General features: G+C 63.8%; 10 protein-coding genes. 9 read left to right on the forward strand and 1 reads right to left on the reverse strand.

Going from position 1 to position 12,112, the window contains the following annotated elements:
• The first annotated feature begins 71 nt into the window (after positions 1-71).
• The 9 genes from J1G37_RS15245 (at position 72) to J1G37_RS15285 (ending at position 11,817) form a co-directional block, all read left to right on the forward strand.
• Positions 72-938, forward strand: a complete 867-nt coding sequence (locus J1G37_RS15245) for an alpha/beta hydrolase (RefSeq protein WP_207042971.1) — start codon at positions 72-74, stop codon at positions 936-938.
• A gap of 126 nt (positions 939-1,064) precedes the next feature.
• Positions 1,065-2,633, forward strand: coding sequence for an ABC transporter substrate-binding protein (locus tag J1G37_RS15250; RefSeq protein ID WP_207042972.1), 1,569 nt, complete (start codon positions 1,065-1,067; stop codon positions 2,631-2,633).
• Positions 2,634-2,644: 11 nt separating this feature from the next.
• Positions 2,645-3,586 carry an ABC transporter permease gene (locus J1G37_RS15255; RefSeq protein ID WP_207042973.1) on the forward strand — a complete coding sequence of 314 codons (942 nt, stop codon included), beginning with the start codon at positions 2,645-2,647 and terminating at the stop codon, positions 3,584-3,586.
• A complete protein-coding gene (locus J1G37_RS15260) occupies positions 3,583-4,452 on the forward strand; it encodes an ABC transporter permease (RefSeq protein WP_207042974.1) in 870 nt (289 codons plus the stop codon). The genes J1G37_RS15255 and J1G37_RS15260 overlap by 4 nt, the downstream gene beginning before the upstream one ends.
• Before the next feature lie 2 nt (positions 4,453-4,454).
• Entirely contained in the window at positions 4,455-6,086 is a 1,632-nt protein-coding gene (locus J1G37_RS15265) for an ABC transporter ATP-binding protein (RefSeq protein ID WP_207042975.1), read from the forward strand.
• A gap of 128 nt (positions 6,087-6,214) precedes the next feature.
• Positions 6,215-7,495, forward strand: a complete 1,281-nt coding sequence (locus tag J1G37_RS15270) for an OprD family porin (RefSeq protein WP_124524632.1) — start codon at positions 6,215-6,217, stop codon at positions 7,493-7,495.
• A gap of 67 nt (positions 7,496-7,562) precedes the next feature.
• Positions 7,563-9,080 carry a serine hydrolase domain-containing protein gene (locus J1G37_RS15275; protein ID WP_207042976.1) on the forward strand — a complete coding sequence of 506 codons (1,518 nt, stop codon included), beginning with the start codon at positions 7,563-7,565 and terminating at the stop codon, positions 9,078-9,080.
• The gene (locus J1G37_RS15280) at positions 9,077-10,384 is read left to right on the forward strand and encodes an aminotransferase class III-fold pyridoxal phosphate-dependent enzyme (protein ID WP_207042977.1); all 1,308 of its coding nucleotides are present in this window, start codon (positions 9,077-9,079) and stop codon (positions 10,382-10,384) included. The genes J1G37_RS15275 and J1G37_RS15280 overlap by 4 nt, the downstream gene beginning before the upstream one ends.
• A 14-nt stretch (positions 10,385-10,398) precedes the next feature.
• A complete protein-coding gene (locus tag J1G37_RS15285) occupies positions 10,399-11,817 on the forward strand; it encodes an aldehyde dehydrogenase family protein (protein ID WP_207042978.1) in 1,419 nt (472 codons plus the stop codon).
• Between the two features lie 19 nt (positions 11,818-11,836).
• Here the strand turns inward: J1G37_RS15285 and J1G37_RS15290 are convergent, their stop codons facing one another.
• A complete protein-coding gene (locus J1G37_RS15290; RefSeq protein WP_207042980.1) occupies positions 11,837-12,073 on the reverse strand; it encodes a hypothetical protein in 237 nt (78 codons plus the stop codon).
• Between the last annotated feature and the right edge of the window lie 39 nt (positions 12,074-12,112).

Genomic DNA, 12,112 nt, shown 5'->3' on the forward strand with positions numbered 1-12,112 from the left:
GTTTAATTAGTTTTTCTTTTTATAGCGCCCAGCCAATACTCAAATCCGAACTGACTCGGCGAATAAACCCCATGAGCAATGCAGATACCAGCCTTGAAGACGCAGCCCTGCGCGCTGCCAAGAACGTCTACCACCTCGGCGCGACCACGGTGTATTCCCACGCCCAGGACAGCCGTTTTGCCTACACCCTCTATGTGCCCGAAACCATCGAAGACGCCACCCGGCCCATCGACCTGGTGGTGTCGCTGCACGGCTCGACCCGCGCCATGGAGATCTACCGCAATGGCTTCGCGGAGTTTGGCCGCTGGAACGATTGTGTGATCCTGTCGCCACTGTTCCCGGTCGGTGTGCTGGGGGATGGCAATGGCGATGGCTACAAGCAGATGGTCGAAGGCGATATCCGCTACGACCAGATCCTGCTCGACATGATCGCCAACGTCGGCGAGCGTTACCGCCGGCGCTTCGATACGTTCGCGCTGTTCGGTTATTCCGGTGGCGGGCAATTCACCCATCGCTTCTGCTACCTGCACCCGGAAAAACTCTGGGCCGCCTCCATCGGTGCGCCGGGCTCGGTGACCTTGCTCGATGCCGACCAGGACTGGTGGGTCGGCGTGCGCGACTTTGCCGCGCGCTTTGGCAAACCGCTGAACCTGCCGGCCTTGCAGCAGTTGCCGGTGCATATGGTGGTCGGCGACGCCGACCTGGAAACCTGGGAAATCACCCACCGCGAAGGCGGCAAACACTACATGGCCGGGGCCAACACGGCGGGGCGTACGCGCCCGGAACGCCTGGCCAGTTTGCAGGCCAGCTTTGAAGCCGCTGGCGTACAGGTGCAGTTCGACCTGTTGCCCAACGTCGCGCACCAGGGCATCAAGGCCATGCCGGCAGCCCAGGACTTTTTCGCCAAGGTGTTGCGCCACAAGCGCAGCCTGGGCTGATTCACCGCTGCACGCTGCACTCAGAACAGACCGTATAACAATAACCAAGGATTCACTCATTCTGATGCCGGTCCTGCCTTGGCCCACGCCAACGACCGGAACATTTCTTCAAGGAGTCTTTCTCCCGTGAACAACTACGTAAAGACGGCACTGGCCGTCGCGCTCTCGGCGTGCACGCTTTCCATGGCCGTCGCCCAGGACAAGGTCATCAGCGTTGGCCTCAATGGTGATATCCGCAGCACCGACCCGGGCGTCAACCGCGACGACAATACCGACGCGGTGATGATGCACATCGTCGAAGGCCTGGTGGCGTACCGCGAAGACACCAGCATCGCGCCGATGCTCGCCAGTGCGGTCGACGTGTCGGCGGATGGCCTGCGCTACACCTTCACCCTGCGCGATGGCGTGCACTTCCAGAATGGCCAGGTGCTGACCGCCAAGGACGTGCAATGGACCTGGCAGCGTTACCTCGACCCCAAGACCCAGTGGCGTTGCCTGGCGGAGTTCGACGGGCGTGGTGCGGCCAAGATCGTCGATGTCGCCGCCCCCGACGCAAACACCGTGGTGTTCACCCTGGACCAGGCCAACGGCTTGTTCCTCGCCGCCATGGCCCGTCCGGATTGTGCCGGCAGCGGCATCCTGCACCCGGACTCCCTGGCCGCCGATGGCAGCTGGCGTACACCGATTGGCACCGGGCCGTTCACCCTGGGCAAATGGCAGAAGGGCCAGTACGTCGAACTTGATCGCTTCAAGGACTACAGCCCACGCGCCGAGGCCACGGCAGACGGCTACACCGGCAACAAGCAGGCGTTTGTCGACAAGGTGCGCTTTGAAGTGATCCCGGATTCGGCCTCGGCCAAGGCCGCGTTGCTGTCGGGTGGCGTGGACCTGCTGCCGGATGTCACGGCGATGGACGCTGCGCAACTCAAGCAGGTCAAGAATCTGCAAGTGCAAGTCAGCCCGATCATGACCATCAGCGGCCTGCTGTTCCAGACCCGCGACCCGCTGCTCAAGGATGTGCGCATCCGCCGTGCGGTGGCGTTGTCTCTGGATTACGCGCAGATGGTCGCGGCGTTGTCCGACGGTTTGTCGGTGGTCAACAACTCGGTAATTCCCACCGCCAGCCCTTACTACGACGCCACCGCGCACCAGGGTTATACCTACAACCTCGACGAGGCCCGGCGCCTGCTGAAAGAGGCCGGTTACAGCGGCGAAAAAATCCGCATGCTGGTCAACAAGCGCTACCCGCAGATGTTTGACCTGGGCCTGCTCAGCCAAGCCATGGTCCAGGCGGCCGGCGTGAACATCGAGATGGAAACCCTGGAGTGGGGCACGCAGCTGGAGCGCTACCAGACCGGCAGCTACCAGATGATGGCGTTCTCTTACTCGGGGCGTTTCGACGCCGCGCAAAGCTACGAATCGGTGATCGGCGACAAAGACAAGGAACCGCGCAAAGTCTGGGACAACCCCCAGGCCCTGGCGATCCTGCGTGAGGCCCAGCGCGAAGTCGACCCCGCCAAGCGCCGGCCCCTGTTCGACCAACTGCACACGCTGATGCTCAAGGATGTACCGATGGTGGTCATCTACAACGGCACGGCCATCGGCGCCATGGGCAAGCGTGTCGAGGGTTATCGTTCCTGGCCTGTTGCCAAGCCGCGCCTGTGGGGCGTGAAGCTGGCCGACACTTCCAAGTAAGGCGTAGCGCTATGTTTCGATTCATCTCACACAGGCTCGGCATGGCAGTGCCGACCCTGTTGCTGATCTCGGTGATTGTGTTTGCCTTGATCCGCCTGATCCCCGGCGACCCGGCCTTGCTCATGCTCGGCGACATGGCCGACCCGCAAAGCCTGGCCGACATGCGCAGTAGCCTGGGGCTGGACCACTCGGTGGTGACCCAGTACCTGATCTGGATCAAGTCGGTGCTCAGTGGCGACCTCGGGGTGTCCATCAGCAGCCGCCAGCCGGTGTTGGATTTGCTGGTGGAGCGCTTCAGCGTCAGCGCCACGGTGGTGTTGGTGGCGGTGTTGCTGGCGACGTTGTTGGCGGTGCCGGTGGGGCTGCTCGCGGCCTGGAAGCAAAACAGCGCGATGGACCTGGGCCTGGTGGCGACGGCAACGCTGTTGCTGTCGGTGCCGAGTTTCTGGCTGGGCTTGTTGCTGCTCTACGTGTTCGGCATCCAGTTGGGTTGGTTGCCGGTGATTGGTTATGTCGGCTTTGGCACTGATCCTATGAAGGCGCTGACGTATGTGGTGCTGCCAATCGTCACCCTGACCCTGGTGGAGTTCGGCGCGATTGCCCGCATGGCACGGGCCAGCACCATTGAAGTGCTACGCCTGGAATACATCGCCCATGCCCGGGCCAAGGGTTTGTCGGAGGGCGCGGTGCTGTGGAAACACGCTTTGCGCAATGCCTTCGCGCCGACCTGGACCCTGATCGGCCTGATCCTCGGCAACCTGCTCGGCGGCATTGCGGTGCTGGAAACCGTGTTCACCTTGCCCGGCATCGGCCGGCTGATGGTCGACGCGATCTTCTCCCGCGACTACCCGGTGTTGCAGGGCTGCCTATTGCTGATCACCTGCATCTATGTGTTGGTCAACCTGTTGGTGGACCTGCTGTATCCGCTGTTCGATCCAAGGGTGAAGCTATGAACCTGAAGACGCCTGCCTTGCCCGGCGTAACGGCAATCGCGCCGCGCCGACGTCGGCGCTACCCACCGCTGAATGCCCTGATTGGCGGCGGCTTGCTCGCAGCCCTGGTGTTGCTGGCCCTGCTCGGCGTGGTGTGGACACCGTACGACCCGCTCAAGCTCGACTTGCTCTCACGCCTGCACGCACCAGATGCCGCGCATTGGCTGGGCACCGATGAATTTGGCCGTGACGTGTTCAGCCGCTTGATCATTGGCGCGCGCACCAGCCTGTGGATCAGCCTGCTGTCGGTGAGCGTGGCGGTGGTCTGCGGCACGTTGATCGGCATGCTCGCCGGTTACCTGCGCGGCTGGACCGACCGCATCCTGATGATGCTCAACGATGCGTTGCTCGCGTTCCCCGGCATCCTCATGGCCCTGGGCATCATGGCGATTGTCGGGGCCAGCCAGTACGGCATCGTGCTCGCCCTCGGCATTGCCTACACACCGTCGGTGGTGCGGGTGGTGCGCGGCAGTGTGCTGTCGTTGCGTGAGCTGGAGTTTATCGAGGCGTCGCGGGTGATCGGCAACTCCGAGCTGTACACCATGTTCCGCCACATCACGCCCAACTGCCTGGCGCCGTTGTGTGTGCTGGCCACCAGCATGTTCGGCTGGGCGTTGCTTTCGGAGAGCGCGCTGAGCTTTCTCGGCCTGGGCGTACCGCCACCGGCCGCGACCTGGGGCAGCATGCTCTCGGCGAGCCGCACCTATATCTCCAACGCGCCGTGGCTGGGGATCTTCCCGGGCATCTTTATCAGCCTGACGTTGCTGGCGATCAATCTGTTCGGCGATGCCTTGCGCGATCGTCTCGACCCGCGCATGAGGAAATGAGCATGAGCGTACCCGTGCCTTTGTTGGCCGTTGAAAATCTACAGATTCGTGTCGGTGTGGACGGCCCGCTGGCGGTCGATGATTTCAGCTTTACCCTGGCCCCCGGCGAAATCGTTGCCCTGGTGGGCGAGTCCGGCAGCGGCAAGACCATGGCCGCCCGCGCTGCGATTGGCTTGCTGCCGGCGCCGATGCAAGTGTGCGGCGGGCGCATCACCTTCCAGGGCGAGCCGCTGGACAGCAACAATGCCAAGGCCATGCGTGAAGTGCGCGGCGCGCGGATCGGCATGGTGTTCCAGGAACCGATGGTCTCTCTCAACCCGGCGCTGACCATTGGCCGGCAGATGAGCGAGGCACTCAAGCTGCACACCGCGCTGGATGCGGCGACGATCCGCGAGCGCTGCATCGCCATGCTGCAACGCATCGGCATCAAGGACGCGGAAAAATGCCTGGCGTCTTATCCGCACCAGTTTTCCGGCGGTATGCGCCAACGCATCATGCTCGCCTCGGTGATGCTGCTGCGCCCGGCGCTGTTGATCGCCGACGAACCGACCACGGCGCTGGACTGCCTGGCCCAACTGGACGTGATCGAGTTGATGCTGGAGCTGACCCGCGAACAGGGCACGGCGATTCTGTTTATCAGCCACGACCTGTCGCTGGTGGCGCGCTATGCCCACAAAGTGGTGGTGATGCGCGCGGGTAAGGCGGTGGAGCAGGGGCGTATCGAAGATATCCTCTTCGCGCCCAAGGCCGAATACACCCGCCAGTTGCTCGAAGCACTGCCCCGGCGCGGCGAGCTGGTGCCCTTGCCGGCGGCGGATGCGGCGTTGTTGCAGGTGCGCGATGTGTGTATCGAACACCCGGGCCCGCGCAGTTTCTGGGGGCGCAGCGTGCCCAAGCGCGTGGTGCATTCGGTGAACCTGAGCATTGCGCCGGGTGAAACCCTGGCCCTGGTCGGGGGCAGCGGCTCGGGCAAGACCACCCTCGGGCGAGCGGTGGTCGGCTTGGTCAACCCGTGCGCCGGGGCGATCCTGTTCCAGGGCGTGGATATCCTCAAGGCTGCCAACCGCGTGCATCGCCTGCAATGCCAGATGATTTTCCAGGACCCGTATTCGTCCCTCGATCCGCGCATGACCGTCGGCCAGATCCTCGCCGAACCGTTGCGCCATGAGCCGGCCCTGAGCGCTGCGCAAAAACGTCAGCGCGTCACCGACACCCTGGTGGACGTGGGCTTGCCCGAGCAGTTCCGCGAGCGCTTCGCCCACCAACTCTCGGGCGGTCAACGCCAGCGCGTGGCGATCGGCCGCGCGTTGGTGCGCTGGCCAAAACTGGTGATCGCCGACGAGCCGATTTCCGCGCTGGACATGACGATCCAGAAGCAGATCCTCGAACTGTTCGAGCGCCTGCAACGCCAATACGGCTTCGCCTGCCTGTTTATCTCCCACGACCTCTCGGCGGTGGAGCGCATTGCCCATCGGGTGGCGGTGATGAACCAGGGCGAGGTGGTCGAAATGGGCCCCCGTGACACGATCTTCGACAGCCCGCAACACCCGTACACCCGCCGCTTGCTGGCGGCGGCTAGCCCCTTGGAGAAACGTGCAGATGGCAGTTATCGCCTGCGCGCCAGTGTGATTTAGGTACTGCTGCACCCCAGGCCATGCGTTGTACCCCATCCCTCGTCGGTCGCTGATTGACGAGGCGGGCGAAGCCATGGCCGAAGAAAACAAAAACAACCCCACTCAACCTGTCTGCCAGGAACCCGCACATGAATAACCGCATCACTAAAGTCGTCACCGGGGCCAGCGTCATGGGCGCCGGTTTCATGCCCTTGCTGGCCCACGCCGACTTCATCGCCGACAGCAAGGCTGCGCTGGAATTGAAGAACTATTACTTCAACCGCGATTACCGCGAAGACAGCGGGCAGAACAAGCGTGCCGAATGGGCGCAGGGTTTTATCCTCAACGTTCAATCGGGGTTTACCGAAGGCACGGTGGGGTTTGGCCTGGACGCGGTCGGCATGCTTGGCGTGAAGCTCGATTCCAGCCCGGACAACTCCGGCACCGGCCTGCTTGCACGTTCCAGCGTGGCCGAACCGGGCTCGCCGAGCTATGCGCGGCGTGCCCACGACAACTACTCAAAACTGGGGATCACCGGCAAGGCGCGCCTGGCCAAAAGCGAGCTGCGCGTGGGCTACATGGTGCCCGACCTGCCGACCCTGCAACCCAACCTCAGCCGCCTGTTCCCGCAGAGTTTCAGCGGCACGGCCGTCACGTCCAAAGACATCGACAACCTGACCTTGAGCGCCGGCCAACTGGACCAGGTCAAGCAGCGCGACTCCACGCACTACGAAGACATGGGCCTCACCAGCCAATACGGCGCCTACAAAAGCAGCGCGAAAAGCGACGAGTTCCGCTACGCCGGCGGCGAGTACAAGCTCACGCCGAACACCGCGCTGACCTACCAATACGCGCAACTGGAAAGCCTCTACCAGCAGCACTACCTGGGGGTGAAAAACAGCTTCAAGTGGGGCCCCGGCACCTTCAAGACCGACATCCGCTACTTCAACGCCAGCGAAGACGCCGCCGCCCTGGCCGGCAAGGTGGACAACCGTGCGTTGAGTACCCGCATCGGCTACAGCCTGGACGGCCACAACCTCAGCGGCGGTTACCAGGCGCAGTACGGTTCGACACCGTTCACCTACGTGGACGGCACCAACACCTACCTGTTCACCGAGTACCAGCTGGCCAACTTCTCCCAGACCGGCGAGCGCGTGTGGCATGCCCGCTACGACTATGACTTCGCCTCGCTGGGCCTGCCGGGCCTGCTGTTCTCCACGCGGTACGCCAAGGGCGACAACGCCAAGGTCATCGGCTTCAACGGCGAAGGGCGAGAGTGGGAGCGCGACTTGAGCCTGGGCTACGTGGTGCAGAGCGGCACGTTCAAGGACGTGTCGCTGCGTTGGCAGAACGCCAGCGCCACCAGCAACTTCGCCCGTGACACCAACGAAAACCGCGTGATCCTGGGTTACACCGTGGCGCTCTGGTAGCCGTCATGGCGTGCAACAGGGTCAGCCTGTTGCACGCCCAAGCAGTGCACATTAAGGGATAGATCAAATGACAAGTTTGCCGTTGCGCCGGGCACTGCCCAGCCAACAACGTGTATCGGCGCGGGGCGTCAGTGATTTCATCGAAGCGGTGAACGCTGCGGGCCTGGAGTTGCACAGTTTTATGCTTTACCGCGACGGTGCGGTGGTGGCCGAGGCGTTCTGGGCGCCGTATCGCGCCGAGCGCCTGCACGTCCAGCATTCGGCGACCAAAAGCTGGGTGGCCATGGCCGTCGGGCTGTTGGTGGATGACGGTGTGCTGTCGCTGGACGCCAAGGTGGTGGATTTTTTCCCTGCCGATTGCCCGGCTTCCATCAGCGCCAACCTGGCGGCCATGACCGTGCGCGATCTGCTGACCATGCGCACCGGGCATCGCCAAGGCATCTCCGGTGGCGCCTGGCGTGGGCGCAGTGACAGTTGGGTCAAGTTGTTCCTCAATGAACCGGTGGAAGACGCGCCGGGGCATCGGTTTATCTACAGCAGCGCGTCGAGTTTCATGCTTTCGGCCATCGTCAGCGTGGTCAGTGGCCAGACCGCGTTCGAACTATGCAACACGCGTATTTTCCAACCCATGGGCATGGGGCCGATTGAGTGGGACCACGCCCCTGGCGGCTTCAACACCGGTGGCAATGGCTTGAGTTGCAGCACCGAAGATTTGCTCAAGTTTGGCGTACTGCATTTGCAGCAAGGCCAATGGCAAGGGCAGCAACTGTTGTCCGCGCAATGGGTGGCCGAAGCCACCCGTGGGCACGTCGATGATGTGTGGATGGGCGCCTTCGACGGCAAGCGTTACCTGGGCCGCGATGAATCCAGCGACGCTGCCGTCACGCGCCGCGAAGGCTACGGCTACCAGTGGTGGATGACCTTGCACGGCGGTTATTACGCCTCCGGTGTGTTCGGCCAGCAGTGCATCGTCTTGCCCCGGCATAACGCAGTGCTCGCGTTTACCGCCGGCTTGCCCCTGGGCGAGCGGCGCCTGCACAGCCTGCTCTGGGAACACCTGCTGCCCGCGCTGGGCGTGCCCACCGATGGCATGGCGGATGGCGAATTGGCGCGACTGCTGGCCAACCAGCGGCGGCCGTCCCTGACGGGGGCGTCGAGTTCGCCACGCCAGGCGGAGTTAAGCGGCACGTTCGTGATGCAGGCCAATGAAGACCAGGTCAGCCAAGTGCGTCTGACGTTCGGCCCTGACTATTGCGATTTCTACCTCAGCGACCCCCGTGGCACCCATTGCATCCGTGCCGGGCTGGTGGATGCCATCGAAAGCCAGACAGGCATGACCGGCCACTATCTGCATCACCAATACCAACCGGAACTCACCCCCGTCGTGGCGCAGGCGCGCTGGAGTGAAGACGGCGTGCTGAACATGACCTGGCAGTTTGTCGAGACGGCGTTTTGTGACCAGGTCACGTGCCGGATCGAGGGCGGCACCTTGTCGGTGGACCGCTGCGTCAACGTTAACGCCGGCCCGTTGCAGCGCCCGACGCTGATCGGCCATCAGACCACCGTTTTGCAGGAGCACCTATGACCACCATTTCCAACCCGGCCTTTTGGGCGCCGTTCACCCCGATGCGCCAGTTCCAGCAACAACCGATGATGTTCGCCAGTGCCGACGGCATGCACTACACCACCACCGACGGGCGCCGCGTGCTGGATGCGATGGCCGGGCTGTGGTGCGTGAATGCCGGGCATGGCCAGCCGAAAATTGTCGAAGCGATTCGCGAAGCGGCGGGGCGCCTGGACTTTGTCTCGTCCTTCAAGATGAGCCACCCCCAGGCGCTGGAGATGGCCGAGCGGTTGATCGAGATCAGCCCGGCGGGCATGGCGCAGGTGTTCTTCACCAACTCGGGTTCCGAAGCGGTGGACACGGCGTTGAAGATCGCCCGCGCGTATCACCAGGCGCGGGGCGATTGCCGCCGCACGAAGCTGATCGGGCGGGCCAAGGGGTATCACGGCATGGGCTTCGGTGGGCTGTCGGTGTCTGGCATTGGTCGGCAGAAACGCGACTTTGGCCCGCTGCTGGGGGAGGTGTCTCACCTGCCGCTGCCGTACGACGCGAGCATGCGTTTCAGCGCTGGCCAGCCTGAGCACGGCGCCAGTTATGCCGATGCGCTGACGCAATTGCTCGACATCCAGGACCCCAGCACCGTCGCCGCCGTGATCGTCGAGCCGGTGACCGGTTCCGGTGGCGTGTACCCGCCGCCCCAGGGCTATTTGCAGCGCTTGCGGGAGATCTGCACGCGCCACGGTGTGCTGTTGATTTTCGACGAAGTGATCACCGGCTTTGGTCGCGTGGGCGACAGCTTTGCGGCGCAAGCCTTTGGCGTGACCCCGGACTTGATCACCACCGCCAAAGGCCTGACCAACGGCGCCGTGCCCATGGGGGGCGTGCTGGTGAGCGCGGCGGTGTATGAAGCGTTCATGGCTGGCCCCGCCAATGTGATCGAACTGATGCATGGCTACACCTATTCGGCGCATCCGCTGGCGTGTGCGGCTGGGTTGGCAACCATCGAAGTGCATCGCGAGTTGGGCATCAATCAACATGTCAACGCCGTCAGCGGGCTTTGGCAGACGGCGGCGCTGGCCCTGCGCGGGGTGGGCCCGGTGCAGGACGTGCGCACCCTCGGCCTGCTCTGCGCCGTCGAACTGGAACCGCGCCCCGGTGCGGCCGGCGCACGGGGCAGCGAGGTTGCGCAATGGTGCTTCGATAACGGCGTGCTGGTGCGCGGCTCGGGCGACACCATCGTGATTTCGCCGCCGCTGGTGATCAGCCCGCAGGAGATCGCCCAGGTGTTCGACACCTTGGCGGGCGCCTTGCATCAAGTGTCTTGAAGGGAGTGCAGGGCATGTCGGATCTGTTTGAGTGCTACATAGACGGTGCCTGGGTAAAACCCCACGGCAGCAGCGTCGAAACGGTGGTGAACCCGTCCACCGAGCAGCTGATTGGCCGCGTGATGCTCGGCGATGGCGAGGATGTAGACCGCGCCGTCAGTGCCGCCAGGCGAGCTTTCCCTGAGTTCGCAGCGACCTCGTTGCAGACGCGCATCGATCTGCTGCAAGCCATCATCGAAGCCTACAAGCGCCACAGCGAAGCGTTGATCGAAGCGGTGCACCTGGAGATGGGCGCGCCGCTGTCCCTGGCCCGCAGTGCCCATGTGCCGGCTGGCCTCGGCCATCTGGTGCAGGCGCTGGACGTGTTGCGCGACTACCGCTTCGAGCGGCGCCTGGGCAACACACTGGTGGTGCGCGAGCCGATCGGCGTGTGCGCGCTGATCACGCCGTGGAACTGGCCGTTGAACCAACTCACCTGCAAGCTGGCGCCGGCGTTGGCGGTGGGTTGCACCGTGGTGCTCAAACCCAGTGAGCGTGCGCCGTTGTCCGCGCAGATCATCGCGCAAGTGCTGCACGAGGCGGGAGTGCCGAAGGGCGTGTTCAACCTGGTCCACGGCGACGGGCCCGGGGTGGGCGCGGCGCTGGCGAGCCATGCTGATGTGGACATGGTGTCCTTCACCGGTTCCACCCGGGCTGGCGTCGCGGTGGCCAAGGCGGCGGCGGACACGGTGAAGCGCGTGTCCCAGGAATTGGGCGGCAAGTCGGCGAATATCCTCCTCGATGATGCATTCCTGCCAAGTGCCGTACGCCACGCAGTGTTGGGCTGTATGCGCAACAGCGGCCAGTCGTGCAATGCCCCGACGCGCCTGCTGGTGCCGCGCGAGCAGCAAGGGGCAGTGATCGCGATTGCCCAGGAAGTGCTGGCCCAGGTGTGTCATGACGACAGCAACCCGCTCACGGCCATTGGCCCGGTGGCGAACGTCATGCAGTTCGAGCGGGTCCAGGCGATGATCGCCGCCGCCATCGCCGAAGGGTCGCGGCTGGTCGCCGGCGGGTTGGGACGGCCCCAAGGGGTGGAGCGCGGTTACTACGTGAAGCCGACGGTATTTGCCGACGTCACGCCGGCCATGCTGGTCGCGCGCGAAGAAATCTTCGGCCCGGTGCTGGCGATCATGCCGTACGACAGCGAAGCCGAAGCGATTGCGATCGCCAATGACAGCCCGTATGGCTTGTCGGGCTATGTCACCTCGTTGAGCCTGGAACGCAGCCGCGCGGTGGCGCGACAACTGCGCACCGGCATGGTCCACCTCAACGGCGCACGGGCCGACCAGGCCGCGCCGTTTGGTGGCTACAGGCAGTCGGGCAATGGCCGTGAATGGGGTGAGTTGGGGTTTGACGAGTACCTGGAGAGCAAGTCGCTGTTTGGGTACTAGCGACAACGCGGGTCGACGTTCAGTGGCGTGTGCCGTAGAAGTGGTTCAGCAGGATCAGCTCAACCAAGGCCACAAATACGCACACAGCAATGAAGCCAGGACTGAAGACCCGCTTTCGGTTCGATAACCCCTCGGCAAGACAAGTCAGGTCGGTGCCGTTGGAAAACACCACCAGCAGGCCCAGGAGGGCATAACCCGAGGCCTTTTTCCAGAAGCTCTGGTTTTGCGCCGCCGGGTTATCGAGTGCCGACGGCATCAGGGAAACCTCTTCTCTGGAGCAGTCTGCTGGCGAGTG

The sequence above is a fragment of the Pseudomonas sp. Marseille-Q1929 genome (assembly GCF_017316265.1).
Classification (GTDB): Bacteria; Pseudomonadota; Gammaproteobacteria; order Pseudomonadales; family Pseudomonadaceae; genus Aquipseudomonas.

Coding starts and splice junctions, on each gene's coding strand:
- J1G37_RS15245 (WP_207042971.1), top strand. CDS start 72: ATGAGCAATGCAGATACCAGCCTTGAAGACGCAGCCCTGCGCGCTGCC.
- J1G37_RS15255 (WP_207042973.1), top strand. CDS start 2,645: ATGTTTCGATTCATCTCACACAGGCTCGGCATGGCAGTGCCGACCCTG.
- J1G37_RS15260 (WP_207042974.1), top strand. CDS start 3,583: ATGAACCTGAAGACGCCTGCCTTGCCCGGCGTAACGGCAATCGCGCCG.
- J1G37_RS15265 (WP_207042975.1), top strand. CDS start 4,455: ATGAGCGTACCCGTGCCTTTGTTGGCCGTTGAAAATCTACAGATTCGT.
- J1G37_RS15270 (WP_124524632.1), top strand. CDS start 6,215: ATGAATAACCGCATCACTAAAGTCGTCACCGGGGCCAGCGTCATGGGC.
- J1G37_RS15275 (WP_207042976.1), top strand. CDS start 7,563: ATGACAAGTTTGCCGTTGCGCCGGGCACTGCCCAGCCAACAACGTGTA.
- J1G37_RS15280 (WP_207042977.1), top strand. CDS start 9,077: ATGACCACCATTTCCAACCCGGCCTTTTGGGCGCCGTTCACCCCGATG.
- J1G37_RS15285 (WP_207042978.1), top strand. CDS start 10,399: ATGTCGGATCTGTTTGAGTGCTACATAGACGGTGCCTGGGTAAAACCC.
- J1G37_RS15290 (WP_207042980.1), bottom strand. CDS start 12,073: ATGCCGTCGGCACTCGATAACCCGGCGGCGCAAAACCAGAGCTTCTGG.